General features: G+C 70.9%; 16 protein-coding genes. 1 reads left to right on the top strand and 15 read right to left on the bottom strand.

All coding sequences use genetic code 11. The annotated features are described in order from the left end of the window. The first annotated feature begins 26 nt into the window (after positions 1 to 26). Positions 27 to 302 carry a hypothetical protein gene (locus VA596_RS42275; protein WP_323335297.1) on the top strand — a complete coding sequence of 92 codons (276 nt, stop codon included), beginning with the start codon at positions 27 to 29 and terminating at the stop codon, positions 300 to 302. A gap of 221 nt (positions 303 to 523) precedes the next feature. Here the strand turns inward: VA596_RS42275 and VA596_RS42270 are convergent, their stop codons facing one another. The 15 genes from VA596_RS42270 to pyrR form a co-directional block, all read right to left on the bottom strand. Next, positions 524 to 1405, bottom strand: coding sequence for an IS3 family transposase (locus VA596_RS42270; protein WP_323335295.1), 882 nt, complete (start codon positions 1403 to 1405; stop codon positions 524 to 526). Continuing rightward, positions 1402 to 1689 carry a transposase gene (locus tag VA596_RS42265; protein WP_323335294.1) on the bottom strand — a complete coding sequence of 96 codons (288 nt, stop codon included), beginning with the start codon at positions 1687 to 1689 and terminating at the stop codon, positions 1402 to 1404. The genes VA596_RS42270 and VA596_RS42265 overlap by 4 nt, the downstream gene beginning before the upstream one ends. A 178-nt stretch (positions 1690 to 1867) precedes the next feature. After that, on the bottom strand, positions 1868 to 3982 hold the full coding sequence (locus tag VA596_RS42260; RefSeq protein WP_323335292.1) for a primosomal protein N': 2115 nt from the start codon (positions 3980 to 3982) through the stop codon (positions 1868 to 1870). 104 nt (positions 3983 to 4086) lie between these two features. Next, positions 4087 to 5289, bottom strand: coding sequence for a methionine adenosyltransferase (gene metK / locus VA596_RS42255; protein WP_323335372.1), 1203 nt, complete (start codon positions 5287 to 5289; stop codon positions 4087 to 4089). Between the two features lie 93 nt (positions 5290 to 5382). Further along, the gene (gene coaBC / locus VA596_RS42250) at positions 5383 to 6603 is read right to left on the bottom strand and encodes a bifunctional phosphopantothenoylcysteine decarboxylase/phosphopantothenate--cysteine ligase CoaBC (protein ID WP_323335291.1); all 1221 of its coding nucleotides are present in this window, start codon (positions 6601 to 6603) and stop codon (positions 5383 to 5385) included. Beyond that, positions 6596 to 6865, bottom strand: a complete 270-nt coding sequence (gene rpoZ, locus VA596_RS42245; RefSeq protein ID WP_005152353.1) for a DNA-directed RNA polymerase subunit omega — start codon at positions 6863 to 6865, stop codon at positions 6596 to 6598. Before rpoZ ends, coaBC begins: the two co-directional genes overlap by 8 nt. Further along, the gene (gmk, locus tag VA596_RS42240) at positions 6862 to 7530 is read right to left on the bottom strand and encodes a guanylate kinase (RefSeq protein ID WP_323335288.1); all 669 of its coding nucleotides are present in this window, start codon (positions 7528 to 7530) and stop codon (positions 6862 to 6864) included. The genes rpoZ and gmk overlap by 4 nt, the downstream gene beginning before the upstream one ends. Continuing rightward, positions 7527 to 7844 (bottom strand): integration host factor, actinobacterial type, encoded by a 318-nt coding sequence (gene mihF / locus VA596_RS42235; RefSeq protein WP_013224622.1) that lies wholly within the window; start codon positions 7842 to 7844, stop codon positions 7527 to 7529. Before mihF ends, gmk begins: the two co-directional genes overlap by 4 nt. Before the next feature lie 107 nt (positions 7845 to 7951). Continuing rightward, a complete protein-coding gene (gene pyrF, locus VA596_RS42230; protein ID WP_323335286.1) occupies positions 7952 to 8800 on the bottom strand; it encodes an orotidine-5'-phosphate decarboxylase in 849 nt (282 codons plus the stop codon). Then, a complete protein-coding gene (carB, locus tag VA596_RS42225; protein ID WP_323335284.1) occupies positions 8797 to 12111 on the bottom strand; it encodes a carbamoyl-phosphate synthase large subunit in 3315 nt (1104 codons plus the stop codon). Before carB ends, pyrF begins: the two co-directional genes overlap by 4 nt. Next, positions 12111 to 13232 carry a glutamine-hydrolyzing carbamoyl-phosphate synthase small subunit gene (carA, locus tag VA596_RS42220; RefSeq protein WP_323335282.1) on the bottom strand — a complete coding sequence of 374 codons (1122 nt, stop codon included), beginning with the start codon at positions 13230 to 13232 and terminating at the stop codon, positions 12111 to 12113. The genes carB and carA overlap by 1 nt, the downstream gene beginning before the upstream one ends. After that, complete coding sequence (locus tag VA596_RS42215; protein ID WP_323335280.1) at positions 13229 to 13723, bottom strand: PH-like domain-containing protein; 495 nt, start codon at positions 13721 to 13723, stop codon at positions 13229 to 13231. Before VA596_RS42215 ends, carA begins: the two co-directional genes overlap by 4 nt. Next, on the bottom strand, positions 13723 to 15009 hold the full coding sequence (locus VA596_RS42210) for a dihydroorotase (protein WP_323335278.1): 1287 nt from the start codon (positions 15007 to 15009) through the stop codon (positions 13723 to 13725). Before VA596_RS42210 ends, VA596_RS42215 begins: the two co-directional genes overlap by 1 nt. After that, entirely contained in the window at positions 15006 to 15938 is a 933-nt protein-coding gene (locus tag VA596_RS42205) for an aspartate carbamoyltransferase catalytic subunit (protein WP_323335277.1), read from the bottom strand. The genes VA596_RS42210 and VA596_RS42205 overlap by 4 nt, the downstream gene beginning before the upstream one ends. Further along, positions 15935 to 16546: a bifunctional pyr operon transcriptional regulator/uracil phosphoribosyltransferase PyrR gene (gene pyrR / locus VA596_RS42200; RefSeq protein ID WP_323335275.1), complete on the bottom strand. Its 612-nt coding sequence runs from the start codon at positions 16544 to 16546 to the stop codon at positions 15935 to 15937. Before pyrR ends, VA596_RS42205 begins: the two co-directional genes overlap by 4 nt. Positions 16547 to 16632: the final 86 nt, after the last annotated feature.

The raw sequence follows: 16632 nt of genomic DNA, 5'->3' as shown, positions 1-16632 counted from the left end.
GATCCCAAAGTACCTACGAAGGCTACTTGTCGAACGAATCGATGTTCCGCGCCAACCGGATTCGCCTGGGCCTGAACCTGACGTCGGTGGCCGGCGGCCACCTGCACACGCCGGTTCTGGGCGAGCCAACGGATCCTGCGGCCCTGACGGACCCGGCTTTCGAATCCCGCCGCCAGGCGATCGCGGCCCAGGTGGTCACCTTGGCGACGGCCGCCGCGAGCCCGTCCGGCCCGGAAACCCCGCCCCAGGCAACGGAATCCCCGCGCGCCGCCCTCGAATCCCTCCCCGGCACCGTCCTCTGACCCCGTGTCGTCCCTTCAATCACACGTGATGCCCCTCTAATCACGAGTGATGCCCCTCCAATCACGCGAGATCGCTCCCCGATCACGCGAGTTCGGGCTCCGGACACACGAGTCCGGAGTTTCCGCACGCGCGACGGGGCTTTCCGCGTGATGCAGCGGGCATCACGCGTGATTGAGGAGGCATCACGTGGAGTTGCCCCCGGGAGGCGGACACCGGTCCTTCAGGCAGCTGAGACACGACCGTAGCTGACCCGGGCCTCGGCGGGGGTGTTCTGACCGACCGTGGAATGCAACCGACCATGGTTGAAATACCGCAGATAGACGAACACATCGTGGCGGGCCTGGCGTCGGGTGCGCCAGATCGTGGTCCCGATCTCGGCTTTCAACGTTGCGAAGAACGCTTCGGCGACGGCGTTGTCGTAGCAGGACCCGACCCGCCCGATCGACGGGCGGATCTTCTTCTCCGCCAACGCGGCCCGGAACTGGCCCGAGGTGTACTGGACACCACGATCGGAATGAAACACCGCATCCTCGTCGATCAGACCACGAGCAGCGGCCAGATCGATCGCGTCGCAGACCAGGCTGGTGCGCATATGGTCAGCCATCGCATGCCCGACCACCTCACGACTGTGCAGATCGATCACCGTGGCCAGGTAAAGCCAGCCAGCTAAGGTCGGCAGGCAGGTGATATCCCCAACGAACCGCCGGCCCAGTGCCGAGGCGGTGAAGTCGCGGCGGATCAGATCCTTCACCGATGTCACCGGGTGCGTGGCCGGGCGGGTCAGCGACCGGCGTTTGCGGCGGGTGATCCCGGCCAAACCATGCTCACGCATCAGCCGCTCGACCCGCTTGTGGTTCACCGCATGTCCGCGGCGGTGCAGCTCCGCGGTGACCCGGGGCACTCCGTAGGCGCCACGGTGCTCGGCATGGATCTTGCTAATCAGCGTGACCAGGTCCTGCTCCGCGTCCGCGCGGGCGTTGCGGGCCGTCTCGGCAGCGACCCACTCGTGGAAGCCCTGCCGGCGCAGGCCCAGGACCCGACACAACCGCTGGACACCGTAGGTGGTGCGGTGTTCGGAGATGAACCGGTAGCGGTAGCTCATCGATCCATCTCGCGCGCAAAATAGGCGGCTGCTTTCTGCAGGATCTCCTTCTCTTTCTGCAGCTCAGCGACCTGTTTCCGCAACCGCTGGACCTCGTCGGTGACCGCGGGATCCGCCACGGGCCCGGCCTGGGGTTCCTTCTTCGCGGTGTTCACCCAGGAGCGCAGGGTCTCGTGGTTGACCCCGAGTTCGCGGGCGATCTGCCGCAACGGCCGGTCGCTGGAGTTGACTAGCTCGATCGCGTCTAGGCGGAACTGCTCCGGGTATTTCGACGTGCGTGACACCTTGACATCCTCCCTCCAGACCAATGTCTGGAATCAAGGTGTCCGGTCCCCGGGGGCAACTCCACACGTGTGATTGGAGCGGCATCACGCGTGATTGGAAGGGCATCACTCGTGATTGCGGGGTAGACACTCGTGATTGGGGCGTCGACACGTGTGATTGCGGGGTCGACACGAATTGCTAGATGAGTTCCATCGGGTCCAGCTGGATGCGGATCGGTTCTGGTGCCTTGCGGGCGTCTCGCCGGGCGGCGGCCGCGTGGATTGCTGCGGCCAGGGCCTTTCCTTCCGCCCGGGAGACCCGGACCAACGCGCGTTCTCGCTCCGCGTTGCCTTCTTCGTCGACCTCGCCCAGCGGGACCGGGCCCAGGACTTCGCCCGAAGGGGGCAGCGGGAGGTCGTCCAGGAGGGCCGCGACCGCGTCCGGGGTGCCCTCGACGCTCGCCATGCGCATCGCCGGGGGGAAGCCCAGCTCCTGACGCTCGGCCAGTTCCTGGGACGCGTGCCACGCCGGGTCCCAGCGGACCAGGGCCTGGACCACCGCCATGCCCGCCTCGGCGCCGACGATCACTCGGCCACCCGAAGATGCTGGACGGACCAGGGCCGCGGCGGCCATCCAGCGGCGGAGGGTTTCCTCGCCCGCTCGCAGGTCCTGGCGGCCCAGCAACGCCCAGCCGTCCAGCAGCAGAGCCGCGCCGTAGCCGCCTTCGGCCACCGGTTCCGCTCCCGGCGTGCACACCACCAGCGCCGGTTTGCCTGGTACCGAAGCAAGAACCTCCGTCGCGCCGGAGGTGCGGACCGGGACGCCGGGGAACGCGCGGCCCAGCTCTTCCGCCGTGCGCTTCGCGCCGACGATCACCGCGCGCAGGCGGACCGAGCCGCACGCCGCGCAGCGGAACGCCGTTTCCGGGACGCCGCACCAGCGGCACGCGGGCGGCTTCGGCCGGCCGTCGATCGAGCCGCCCGGCAACGCCAACGGCCCGGCGCAGCGGCGGCAATGTGCGGGTGTCCGGCAGTTCCCGCACGCCAGGCCCGGGACGTAACCGCGGCGAGGGACCTGGATCAGCGTCGGGACGCCCGCCGCGAACGCCTGACGCGCCGCTTCGAACGCCACCGCCGGCAGGCGGGCGACGCGGGCGGCTTCGTCGCGGGCGACGTCGAAGTCCTCGCCGACCGGGGTGACGCGCGGGGCGGCCGTGCGCAGCACCGTGCGGTCCGCGAGCACCGGGGCCGCCCAGCCGGACTCGACGAGCAGCTGCGCCTCCGCGGTGCGGGCGAACCCGCCGACCAGCAGGGACGCCTTCGCCGTGTGCGCGCGGTCCATCAACACGTCACGGACGTGCGGGTACGGCGCGTGCTGGTCGAGGTGCAGGTCGTCGCCGTCGTCCCAGACGACGAACAGGCCCGGCTCGGCGACCGGCGCGAACATCGCCGCCCGCGTGCCGACCACCACCCGCACGGCGCCGCGCAGCACCGCGAGCCAGCGCCGGTACCGTTCGGCGGGCCCGAGCCCGGCGATCAGCGCCACGACGCCATCGGCACCCACCAGCGACACGCACGCCTCGTGCACCCGCGTCAGGTCGCGGTGGTCCGGCACGACCAGCACGGCACCGTGCCCGGCCGCGGCGGCCGTCGCCGCGGCCTCGGCCAGCCGGCGCGGCCAGTCCTCGCCCGGCAGGGCCTGCCAGACGGCGTTCGCGGGCTTCCCCTCGGCCAGCGCCTCCAGGAACGCCGGGCCACGCTGGTAGCGCGCCCAGGCTTCGGCGTCCGGGGCCTCCGGGAACGCCGCGAGCGAAGCGGGCGGCTCCCCCTCGACCTTCGCGTGCCGGGGCGGGATCGCGAGCCGCAGGACGTCCGACAGCGTGCCGCCGTAGCGGTCGGCCACCGCACGGCACAGGGCGTGCAGCGACGGCGTCAGCACCGGCTCGGCGGACGTGACGCGGTCCAGGAAGGCCAGCTTGCTGCCGTAGTCGCTCGTCTCGGCGCGCTCGACGAGGTAACCGTCGACCAGCTGCCCGGCGAACCGGACGCGGACCCGGCAACCCGGCACGGCCGTCTCGTGCAGCTTCTCCGGAACGCGGTAGTCGAAGGTGCGGTCGAGGTGGGCCAGCGGGATGTCGACGACGATCCGCGCGACGGACCGCTCGGGCGCGGGCTGCTGAGCGCCCTTCGCCTTCTCCCCCGGCTTCGGTGCCTTGGACGGCTTCCGGGCACGCGACGGCACCGCGGCTTTCGCGGCGGCGGGCGGCGGCTCCTCGGGAAGCTCCCAGAGGGCGGCGGGCTCGGAACTGCTCACCCCGAGATCTCTACCAGACCCCATTGACGGACTCCGACACCCCTGACGCCAGAACGCCGTGAAGGCCACCCCGGAACCCGGGATGGCCTTCACGGACGGGTGAATCAGGCTCCCGCGGCGGCCTTCAGGGCCTCGGCGCGAGCCGTGCTCTCCCAGGGGAGGCCCAGCTCCGGACGGCCGAAGTGGCCGTACGCGGCGGTCGGGGCGTAGATCGGGCGCAGCAGGTCCAGGTCGCGGATGATCGCGGCCGGGCGCAGGTCGAACACCTCGGTGATGGCCTGCTGGATCTTCGACGGGTCCACCGTCTCGGTCCCGAACGTCTCGACGAACAGGCCGACCGGGGCCGCCTTGCCGATCGCGTACGCGACCTGCACCTCGGTCCGCGTGGCCAGCCCGGCCGCGACTACGTTCTTGGCGACCCACCGCATGGCGTACGCGGCGGAACGGTCGACCTTCGACGGGTCCTTGCCGGAGAACGCGCCGCCACCGTGACGGGCCATGCCGCCGTAGGTGTCGACGATGATCTTGCGGCCGGTCAGGCCGGCGTCACCCATCGGGCCGCCGATGACGAAGCGGCCGGTCGGGTTGACCAGCAGCCGCGCGCTGGAGGTGTCGATGCCCAGGCCCTCGAGCTCCGGGCCGACGACGTGCTCCTTGACGTCGACGCTGAGCATCTTGTCCAGGTCGATGCCGTCGGCGTGCTGCGAGGACACGACCACGGTGTCGAGACGGACCGGCTGGTCGCCGGCGTACTCGATGGTCACCTGGGTCTTGCCGTCCGGGCGCAGGTACGGCAGCACGCCGTCCTTGCGGACCGCGGTCAGCCGCTTCGACAGCCGGTGCGCCAGCGCGATCGGCAGCGGCATCAGCTCCGGGGTGTCGGAGCAGGCGTAGCCGAACATCAGGCCCTGGTCGCCCGCGCCCTGGCGGTTGATCTCGTCCTCGTCGGACTCGACGCGGGACTCGTAGGCGGTGTCGACACCCTGGGCGATGTCGGCCGACTGCGACCCGATCGCGACGTTGACGCCGCACGAGTTGCCGTCGAAGCCCTTCGCGGAGGAGTCGTAGCCGATCCGCAGGATGACGTCGCGGACGATGGTGGGGATGTCGGCGTAGGCCTCGGTGGTCACCTCACCGGCGACGTGCACCTGGCCGGTGGTGATCAGGGTTTCGACCGCGACGCGGCTGCGCGGGTCCTTCGACAGCAGGCCGTCGAGGATCGAATCGCTGATGGCGTCGCAAATCTTGTCGGGGTGCCCTTCGGTCACCGACTCCGAGGTGAACAATCTGCTGCTAGACGCGGTCACGGTGGCCGTCACTTCCTCACCTAGTCGTCGGATGCCCCGGTACTTAGGCACCCCTTACCCGTGCAAGCGTACTGACTATCGCTCGGGGCCCAGTCAATGCTTCATGAAGCTCACAACAGCGTCCCACAATGTGGACGCGAGCTCCGATTTCCGGGCCAGGGGGATGGGGATCTCGGTGCCGTCCGAGCCCAGGAGCCACCCCGAGTTGTCCTCGGTGCCGAACGCCTTGCCGTCCCCGACGGCGTTGACCATCAGCAGGTCGGCGCCCTTGCGCTTGAGCTTCGCGCGGGCGTGGTCGAGGACGCTGCCGTGCTCGTCACCGGTCTCGGCGGCGAACCCGACGACGACCTGGCCGCTCCGCCGGTTCCGCACCAGTTCGGCGAGGATGTCGGCGTTGCGGTCCAGGGTGATGACCGGGTCCGGCTGGTCGTCGGACTTCTTGATCTTGTGATCGGCCCGGTTCGCCGGCCGGAAGTCGGCGACGGCGGCCGCCATCACGACGACGTCGGCGGCTTCGGCCGCGGCGTGCACCGCCTGCCGCAGCTCCTCGGCCGTCGAGACGTGCTCGACCGTCGCGCCCGCCGGGTCCGGCAGCGCGACCGTGTGCGCGGCGACCAGGGTGACCTCGGCGCCGCGCTGCGCGGCGACGCGGGCCAGCGCGTACCCCTGCTTGCCGGAGGAGCGGTTGCCCAGGTAGCGGACGGGGTCGAGGGGCTCGCGGGTGCCGCCGGCCGAGATGACCACGCGGACGCCTTCGAGGTCGCGCGGCAGGGCGCCGGGCTTGGCCAGCAGCAGCCGGGCGAGGTCGACGATCTCGGCGGGGTTGGCCAGCCGGCCCTTGCCGGTGTCGACACCGGTCAAGCGGCCCGAATCGGGCTCGGCGACGATCAGGCCGCGGGAGCGCAGCAGCGCGACGTTGTCGCGGGTCGCCGGGTGCTCCCACATCTCCGTGTGCATCGCCGGGAAGAAGGCGATCGGGCACCGGGCGGTGAGCAGGGTGTTCGTCAGCAGGTCGTCCGCGATGCCGTGGGCGGCCTTCGCGAGGAGGTTCGCGGTGGCCGGGACGACCACGACGAGGTCGGCCTCCTTGCCGACGCGGACGTGCTGGACCTCCGGCACCTCGGTGAACACACCGGTGTGCACCGGGTGGCCGGAGAGGGCTTCGAAGGTGGCCGCGCCGACGAAGTTCAGCGCGGCTTCGGTGGGTACCACGCGGACGTCGTGACCGGACTCGGTCAGCCCCCGCAGGACCTCACAGGCCTTGTAGGCGGCGATGCCGCCGCCCACGCCCAGGACGACGCGGGGCTTACTCACCCTCGGTGTGCTCGAGCAGGCCACCGTGGATCTCGCGCAGCGCGATCGAGAGCGGCTTCTCGCGCGGGCCCGGCTCGACGAGCGGGCCGACGTACTCGAGCAGGCCCTCGCCCAGCTGGGCGTAGTAGTCGTTGATCTGGCGGGCACGCTTGGCCGAGTAGATCACCAGCGCGTACTTCGAGCTGACCTTCTCCAGGAGGTCGTCGATCGGCGGGTTGGTGATGCCCTCGAGCTCTTCGTGCAGGGTCGCCTGAGTCGTCACTCGTGGTGCTCCGAATCTATGGGACTACCGGCGGCAAACTGCTCGCCGGTAATCAAGTTTAGCAAGTGCTCAGCGGCCTCACGCACGTCGGCGTTGACGAGCCGCTCGTCGAACTCGCCGGCGGCGGCCAGCTCACGCTCCGCTTCCGCCAGGCGGGCCTGCACCGCGGCCTCGTTTTCGGTGCCGCGCCCGGTGAGCCTGCCGACCAGCTCGTCCCACGACGGCGGCATCAGCATCACCAGCCGGGCCTCCGGCATCGCCTTGCGGACCTGCCGGGCGCCCTGGAGCTCGATCTCCAGGATCGCCGGGCGGCCCTCGGCGAGGGCCTTCTCGACGGGCTCGCGCGGCGTGCCGTAGCAGTTGCCCGCGAACTCGGCCCATTCCAGCAGCCTGCCGTCGTCGACCATCGCGTCGAATTCGACGCGATCGACGAAGTGGTAGTGCGCCCCGTCGATCTCACCGGGGCGCGGCTGGCGCGTGGTGACCGAGACGCTGAAGTAGATGTCGGGCTCCAGCTTCCGCAGTTCGCCCACCACACTCGACTTCCCGACCCCGGACGGCCCCGATACGACCGTGAGCCGGTGCCGGGGGATGTCCCCCGCCACCGGCTCACTGCCGCGGTCGGCGTCCCGGCTCACCGGGTAGTCACGACCGACGCCGTTCACTCGCCGCTGAACTCGGCCAGCAGCGCCTTGCGCTGCCGGTCGCCGAGGCCGCGGAGACGACGGCTGGGGGCGATCTCCAGTCGTTCCATGGTCTGCTGAGCGCGGACCTTGCCGACGCCCGGAAGGGCCTCGAGCAGAGCCGAAACCTTCATCTTGCCGAGGACTTCGTTCTCCTCGGCCTGCTTCAGCACGTCGACCAGAGTGGTACCGCCCCGCTTCAGCCGCTCCTTCAGCTCAGCACGGATCTTGCGAGCAGCGGCGGCCTTCTCCAGCGCCGCAGCGCGCTGTTCCTCTGTCAGCTGGGGAAGTGCCACGTTTTCCTCCGGTAGTTCTCAAATCTGGGTGGGTGACGCGACGGTACCCACCCGTGAGCACCGGCCACAATGCGGGGGTGGCTGGTGGGACTGGATTCCAGGGCCTGCTATTGGCCGTTTTCCTGCGGGTCGGCCAGCAGTTCGGCGACACGTTCGACCGCTTGGCGCAAAGCGGCTTGCTCCGGTCCGTGACGCAGGAGGTCACGGGACGATGCGGGCAACACACCAGGTAGTCCTATACCGAAAAGGGCCCGCAAATCGCCCACAGTGGCGCCCTGGGCCCCGAAACCGGGCGCCAGCACGGGTCCGTTCAGCTGTGAGAGGTCCAGTTCGCCCGGAGCGACGGTCGCGCCGACGACGACACCGATATCGCCGAGCGGCCCCGCTTGAGCGTTGAGTGCCGCCGCGGAATCCACGATTCCCTGCGCCACGGTGCGTCCGCCGGGCAGCAGCGCGTTCTGCACGGCCGCCGCTTCCGGGTTCGAAGTTCGCGCAAGCACGAAGACGCCGCGCCCCGCGGCGGTCGCCGTAGCCGCGCACTGGGCCAAAGAGCCGAACCCGAGGTACGGCGAAACGGTGATCGCGTCCGCCGCGATCGCCGCCCCGTCGGCCACGTACGCGGCCGTGTAGGCCGCCATCGTGGACCCGATGTCACCGCGCTTGACGTCCAGCAGCACCAGCGCGCCGGCTTCGCGCGCCGTTTCCACCACCCGTTCCAGCACCCGGACACCCGCGGCACCGAAACTTTCGAAGAACGCCGACTGCGGCTTCACGATCGCCGTGTGCGCCGCCAGCACCTCGGTGGCCGACAGCGCGAACCGTTCCAGGCCCGACGCGTCCACCGGGAGCCCCCACGCCTCGATGAGGCCCGGGTGCGGGTCGATCCCGGCGCACAGCGGGCCCCGGGCCGCGACGGCCTTCGCCAGCCGCGCCCCGAACCGCTCGGGCGAGCTCACGACTGCGCCTTCAGCGCCGCCTGCAGCTCCTGCAGGGACTTGACGCCGATGTCGCCCCGGATCAGCGCCTCGATCCCGTGCACGGCCGCCGCGGCGCCCTGCACGGTCGTCACGCACGGGATGTCGCGCGACACCGCGGCGGTGCGGATCTCGTAGCCGTCGATCCGCGGGCCGCTGTTGCCGTAAGGGGTGTTGATGACCATCTCGACCCCGCCCGCGAGGATCAGGTCGACGATGTTCGGCTCGGCTTCGCTGGAGCCCTCGTAGTGCTTGCGCACCACGGTGCACGCGACCCCGTTGCGCCGCAGCACTTCCGCGGTGCCGGAGGTGGCGAGGATCTCGAACCCGAGGTCCGCCAGGCGCTTCACCGGGAACACCAGCGAGCGCTTGTCGCGGTTGGCGACCGAGACGAACACCCGCCCGGACGTCGGCAGCGAGCCGTACGCGCCGCTCTGCGACTTGGCGAACGCCTTGCCGAAGGAGACGTCGACGCCCATCACCTCGCCGGTGGACTTCATCTCCGGGCCGAGCAGCGAGTCGACGCCGTGGCCTTCGGGCGTGCGGAAGCGGTGGAAGGGCAGCACGGCCTCCTTCACCGCGATCGGCGAGTCGGCCGGCATCCGCCCCCCGTCGCCCTCGGCCGGCAGCACCCCGCTGCCGCGCAGGTCCTTGATCGTCGAGCCGGTCATGATCAGCGCCGCGGCCTTGGCCAGCGGCACCGCCGTGGCCTTCGACACGAACGGCACCGTGCGCGACGCCCGCGGGTTGGCCTCCAGGACGTACAGGACGTCGTCCTTGAGCGCGTACTGGACGTTCAGCAGCCCGCGGACGCCGACCCCGCGCGCGATCGCCTCGGTGGAGCGCCGGACGGCCTCGAGGTCGGTGTGCCCGAGCGTGATCGGCGGCAGCGCGCACGAGGAGTCGCCGGAGTGGATCCCGGCCTCCTCGATGTGCTCCATGACGCCGCCGAGGTAGAGCTCCTCGCCGTCGTACAGCGCGTCGACGTCGATCTCGATGGCGTCGTCGAGGAACCGGTCGACCAGCACCGGGTGCTCGGGGTTGATCTCGGTGGCGCGGCTGATGTAGCCGGCCAGGGTCTCCTCGTCGTAGACGATCTCCATGCCGCGCCCGCCGAGCACGTAGGACGGCCGGACCAGCACCGGGTAGCCGATCTCGTCGGCGATCCGCTTGGCGCCCTCGAACGACGTCGCCGTGCCGTAGCGCGGCGCGGGCAGCCCGGCCTCGGTGAGCACCTCGCCGAACGCGCCGCGGTCCTCGGCCAGGTTGATGGCCTCCGGCGGGGTCCCGACCACCGGCACGCCGGCGTCGGCGAGCTTCTTCGCCAGTCCCAGCGGGGTCTGGCCGCCGAGCTGGACGATGACGCCGGCGACCGTGCCGGACGCCTGCTCGGCGTGCACCACCTCGAGGACGTCCTCGAAGGACAGCGGCTCGAAGTACAGCCGGTCGGACGTGTCGTAGTCGGTGGACACGGTTTCCGGGTTGCAGTTGACCATGACGGCCTCGAACCCGGCCTCCCGCAACGCGATCGCCGCGTGCACGCAGGAGTAGTCGAACTCGATGCCCTGGCCGATCCGGTTCGGGCCCGAGCCGAGGATGAGCACCTTCGGCTTTTCCGTCTGCGCGGCCACTTCGGACTGCGCTTCGGGGTCCGACTCGTAGGCCGAGTAGTGGTACGGCGTGGTGGCGGCGAACTCGGCCGCGCACGTGTCGACCGTCTTGAACACCGGCCGCACGCCGAGGCGGTGGCGCAGCGCGCGGACGCCGTCCTCGCCGGCCAGTTCCGGGCGCAGCGCGGCGACCTGGCGGTCGGACAGGCCGGTGCGCTTGGCGCGGCGCAGCAGGTCGCCGTCCAGCACCGGGGCGTCGCGGACCTCGGCACCGACCTCGCCGATCAGGGCGATCTGGTCGATGAACCACGGGTCGATGCCGGAGGCTTCGTGCACCTGCTGCACGGTTGCGCCCAGCCGCAGCGCGCGTTCCACGTCGTAGAGCCGGCCCTCCTTCGGCGTGCGCAGCGAGTCCAAAGTGGACTCCAGCGTGACGCCCTCGGGGTCGGGCAGCGTCCAGAACCCGGTGGCCTTGGTCTCGATCGACCGCATCACCTTGCCGAGCGCCTCGGGGAAGCTGCGCCCGAAGGACATCGCCTCGCCGACGCTCTTCATCGTCGTGGTCAGCGTCGGGTCCGCGCCCGGGAACTTCTCGAAGGCGAACCGCGGCATCTTGACGACGACGTAGTCCAGCGTCGGCTCGAACGCCGCCGGGGTCACCCCGGTGATGTCGTTGGTGATCTCGTCGAGGGTGTACCCGATGGCGAGCTTCGCGGCGATCTTGGCGATCGGGAAGCCGGTCGCCTTCGACGCCAGCGCGGAGCTCCGGGAGACGCGCGGGTTCATCTCGATGACGACCATCCGGCCGTCGGCCGGGTTGATCGCGAACTGGATGTTGCAGCCGCCGGTGTCGACGCCGACCGCGCGCAGCACGTCGATGCCGACGTCGCGCATCACCTGGTACTCGCGGTCGGTGAGCGTCATCGTCGGCGCGACGGTGACCGAGTCGCCGGTGTGCACGCCCATCGCGTCGACGTTTTCGATCGAGCAGACGACCACGACGTTGTCGCTCTTGTCGCGCATCAGCTCGAGCTCGTACTCCTTCCAGCCGAGCACGCTCTCCTCGATGAGCACCTCGGTGACCGGCGACTCGTCGAGGCCGGTGGAGGCGAGGCGCTCCAGCTCCTCGGGCGTGTGCGCCATGCCGGAGCCGAGCCCGCCCATGGTGAACGACGGCCGGATGACGACCGGCAGGCCCAGGTCCGCGACGGTGTCCCGGACCTCGTCCATCGTGTGGCACACGCGGCTGCGCGGGGTCTCGGCGCCGACCTCGGCGACGATGTTCTTGAACTTCTGCCGGTCCTCGCCGCGCTGGATGGCGTCGATGTCGGCACCGATCAGCTCGACGCCGTACTTGGCGAGCACGCCGCGCTCGTGCAGGGCGACCGCGCAGTTGAGCGCCGTCTGCCCGCCGAGGGTGGCGAGGATCGCGTCCGGCCGCTCCGCCGCGATGACCTTCTCGACGAAGTCCGGCGTCACCGGCTCGATGTAGGTGGCGTCGGCGAACTCGGGGTCGGTCATGATGGTCGCCGGGTTCGAGTTCACCAGGGACACGCGCAGGCCTTCGCTGCGCAGCACCCGGCAGGCCTGGGTACCGGAGTAGTCGAACTCCGCGGCCTGCCCGATCACGATCGGCCCGGAGCCGATCACCAGCACGTGCTGGATGTCCGTCCTCTTCGGCATCAGGCCTTCTTCTCCATGAGCGTAACGAAATCGTCGAACAGGGGGGCCGCGTCGTGCGGGCCGGCCGCGGCTTCGGGGTGGTACTGCACCGAGAACGCCGGGACGTCGAAGGCCCGCAGGCCCTCGACCGCGCCGTCGTTGGCGCAGTAGTGGCTGACCTGAGCCGCGCCGAAGGGCGACTCGAAGCGCTGCCCCGGCTCGCCTTCGAGGGCGAAGCCGTGGTTCTGCGCGGTGATCGCGACCCGCTTGGTCACCACGTCGATCACCGGGATGTTGATGCCGCGGTGGCCGTAGCGCATCTTGTACGTCCCCAGCCCGAGCGCGCGGCCCAGGACCTGGTTGCCGAAGCAGATGCCGAACAGCGGGATCTCGCGGCCGAGGACCTGCTTGGTCAGCTCGGTCGCGTGCACCGTGGTGGCCGGGTCGCCCGGGCCGTTGGAGAGGAACACGCCGTCCGGCTCGATCGCCAGCAGGTCGTCCAAGGTCGACGTCGAGGGCAGCACGTGCACCTCGATGCCGCGGGCGACCAGCTGGCGCGGGGTGTTGGACTTGATGCCCAGGTCCAGCGCGGCCACCCGGAAGCGCACCTCGCCGGACGGCGAGACGACGTACGGCTTCGGCGTCGAGACCTGGCCGGCCAGGTCGGCACCCTCCATCTTCGGGCTGGCGAGGACCTCGGCGACCATCTCGTCGACCGTGCCCAGCGCGTCACCGGAGAAGACCCCGGCGCGCATCGCGCCGAGCTCGCGCAGGTGCCGGGTCAGCGAGCGGGTGTCGACCTCGGCGATGCCGACGACGCCCTGGTTCGCCAGCTCGTCGTCCAGCGAGCGCTTCGAGCGCCAGTTGGACGGCGTGCGCGCGGGGTCGCGCACCACGTAGCCGTTGACCCAGATCTTCGACGACTCGTCGTCCTCGTCGTTCCAGCCGGTGTTGCCGATCTGCGGTGCGGTCTGCACCACGATCTGCCCGTGGTAGGACGGGTCGGTCAGCGTCTCCTGGTAGCCGGTCATGCCGGTGCAGAACACCGCCTCGCCGAGGCTCCGCCCGCGCGCGCCGTAGGCCGCGCCGCGGAACACCCGGCCGTCTTCGAGTACCAGTGCGGCCTGAGCGCGCGCGTTCACTGGGCACCTCCCTTGATCTTCAGCTCTTCGATCCACTGTGGATAGTCATCGAGTTCGTCGCCGCGGAAGCCGGTGTCGAGCCCGGTTTCGCCGGCCCGCCAGGTGATGACCAGCAGGGCGTCGGTGCCCATCACCTTCCCGGCGATCTTCGAGTCGCGCCGGACCCCGGTGATCGCCTCACGCGGGATCCAGAAGTCGGGGGCGCCGCCGCGTTCGACCGCGACGCCGCCTTCGTGTAGCCGCCAGACCGCGCCGGAGCGCAGCCCCGCGCCGCGCGTGACGACCCGGTTCTGCCACTCCCCCGCGATCGTCGTGGCGACGTAGACGCCGGTGGACTCCAGCAGGATCGCACCCGGGTCACTGGGGATTTGCTCGAACGGCGGCACCTGCACGCTCTGCGAGCGCGCCTTGCGGCGCCAGCCGAGGTACATGCCCCACAGGCACAGCAGGAAGAAGGCGACGATCGCCAGCACCAGCCACAGGCGTTCCATCAGCAGATCTTCCCGTCCCGGGCGGTGACCCGCCCGCGCAGCAGCGTCGCGGTCACCACGCCGGGCAGCCGCATTCCCTCGTACGGGGTGTTGGCGGCGATGCTCGCCAGCTCCGCACCCCGGACCGTCCACTCGGCGTCCGGGTCGACCAGGGCCAGGTTCGCCGGCTCACCGACCGCGATCGGCCGCCCGTGGTCGGGCAGGTTCCCGATCTCGGCGGGCCGCTCGCTCATGACGCGGGCGACGCCGCGCCAGTCGAGCAACCCGGTGCGGACCATGGTCTCGGCCACGATGGACAGTGCCGTCTGCAGCCCGAGCATGCCCGGCCGCGCGGCCGCCCACTCCGTGTCCTTGTCCTGCACCGCGTGCGGGGCGTGGTCGGTGGCGACGCAGTCGATGACGCCCTCCGCCAGGGCCGCGCGCAGGTTCTCCGCGTCCGATCCGGTCCGCAGCGGCGGGTTCACCTTGTTGACCGGGTCGTAGGTCGCCAGGCGCTCGTCCGTCAGCAGCAGGTGGTGCGGCGTGACCTCGGCCGACACCTTCGTGCCGCGGTCCTTCGCCCAGCGCAGCACGTCCGCGGTGCCCGAAGTGGACACGTGGCAGACGTGCAGCCGCGCCTTCGCGTGCAGCGCGAGCAGGCAGTCACGCGCCACGATGGACTCCTCGGCGGCCGCCGGCCAGCCGGTGTAGCCCAGCCGCGCGGCCTGCTCGCCCTCGTGGGCCTGGGCGCCGACGGTCAGCCGCGGCTCCTCGGCGTGCTGCGCGATGACGGCGTCCAGCGCGGTCGAGTACTCCAGCGCGCGGCGCATCAGCAGCGGGTCGGCGACGCAGAGGCCGTCGTCGGAGAACACCTTGACCCGCGCCTGCGACGCGGCCATCGTGCCCAGCTCGGCGAGCCGCTCGCCCTTGAGCCCGACGGTGACCGCGCCGACCGGGTGGACGTCGACCAGGCCGACCTCCTGCCCGCGCCGCCACACGTGCTCGACGATCACGGCGTTGTCGGCGACCGGGTCGGTGTTGGCCATGGCGAACACCGCGGTGTACCCGCCGAGCGCCGCGGCGGCCGAGCCGGAGTCGATCGTCTCGGTGTCTTCGCGGCCGGGCTCGCGCAGGTGGGTGTGCAGGTCGACGAAGCCGGGCAGCAGCACCTGGCCCGCCGCTTCGATGATTTCGGCGTCCTCGGGGACGTCCACGGCGCCGATGGCGGTGATCACGCCGTCCTCCACCAGGACGTCGACGGGATCACCCTCGCCGTAGGGGCGGGCGCCCTTGATGAGGGTGCTCACGCGGCGGCTCCTTCACTGGCCAAGAGGTGGTAGAGGACCGCCATGCGGACGTGCACGCCGTTGCGGACCTGTTCGGTGATGGCCGAGGCCGGGGAGTCGGCGACCGCGCTCGCGATCTCCATCCCGCGCAGCATCGGGCCGGGGTGCAGCACGACCGCGTGGTCCGGCAGCAGCTTCTGGCGCCGTTCCGAAAGGCCGTACGCGATCGAGTACTCGCGGGCGCTCGGGAAGAACCCGCCGTGCATGCGCTCGGCCTGGACGCGCAGCATCATCACCGCGTCGACCGCGGGCAGTTCGGCGTCGAGGTCGTGTGAAACGGTCACCGGCAGGCTTTCCACGCCGTAAGGCAGCAACGTCGGCGGCGCGACGAGCACCACCTCCGCGCCCAGGGCCGAGAGCAGGTGCAGGTTCGAGCGGGCGACCCGGCTGTGCAGCACGTCGCCGACGATCGCGATGCGACGGTCCTTCAAGGACCCGAGCCGCTCCCGCAGCGTCGCCGCGTCGAGCAGCGCCTGGGTCGGGTGCTCGTGCGTGCCGTCGCCGGCGTTGACCACCGACGTGCCGGGCTCGGCGAGCCAGCCCGCGAGCCGCTGGGCGGCGCCGCTGGCGGGGTGCCGGACGATCACGCAGTCGGCGCCCGCGGCGGCCAGCGTCAGCGCGGTGTCCCGCAGGGATTCGCCCTTGTTGACCGAGGAGCTGGACGCCGAGACGTTGATCACGTCGGCGCTCATCCACTTCCCGGCGATCTCGAACGACACCCGGGTGCGCGTCGAGTTCTCGTAGAACAGGGTGATCACCGTGCGGCCGCGCAGCGTCGGCAGCTTCTTGACCTCGCGGCCGAGCAGGGTGTGCTTCAGCTCGTCGGCGGTGTCCAGCACGGCCGTGGCCAGCGCCGGGTCCAGCCCGTCGGTGGCGAGCAGGTGCTTCACGAATCTTCTCCAGGAACGTCTTCGGTGGCTTTCGAGGCCCGGAGCAGCACCGAGTCGCGGCCGTCGATCTCCGACAGCAGGACCGACACCCCCTCGGTGCGGGCGGTCGGCACGTTCTTGCCGACGTAGTCCGCGCGGATCGGCAGCTCACGGTGACCTCGGTCGACGAGCACCGCCAGTTGCACCGCGCGGGGGCGGCCATGATCACGGAGGGCATCGAGCGCGGCCCGGATCGTCCGGCCGGAGAAGAGCACGTCGTCGACCAGGATGACCACCCGGTCGTCGATCCCGCCGGGCGGCAGCTGCGTCTGCTCGAGCGCGCGGGGCGGGCGGCGGCGCAGGTCGTCCCGGTAGAGGGTGACGTCGAGGGCGCCGGCCGGCGGGCGGACTCCGGAGAACTCGCCGATCTTGCCGGCGAGGCGGGTCGCGAGGGGGGTGCCGCGGGTGGGGATCCCCAGCAACACGGGCGGGGTAGTGCTCTCCGCACCGTTCGCGGTCTTTTCGATGACCTGATGGGCCATTCGGGCGATCGTGCGCGCGACGTCGCCGGCTGTCAGGAGCTCGCGCTCCCCAGCCGAACCAGCCGCGTCACGAGGACGTGACGACACTGCGGACTCCTTCCCCGCCTCACCGGACGGGTCCTTAAAGGACGTCTGTTCCCCTGCTGGTCGGGGCTTTCGCACCGACAGTAGCA

The sequence above is a fragment of the Amycolatopsis heterodermiae genome, assembly GCF_034929455.1.
In the GTDB taxonomy this organism is placed as follows: domain Bacteria; phylum Actinomycetota; class Actinomycetes; order Mycobacteriales; family Pseudonocardiaceae; genus Amycolatopsis; species Amycolatopsis heterodermiae.
The sequence above is the reverse complement of the archived record's forward strand: the minus strand, read 5'-3'. Positions and strand labels throughout refer to the sequence as shown.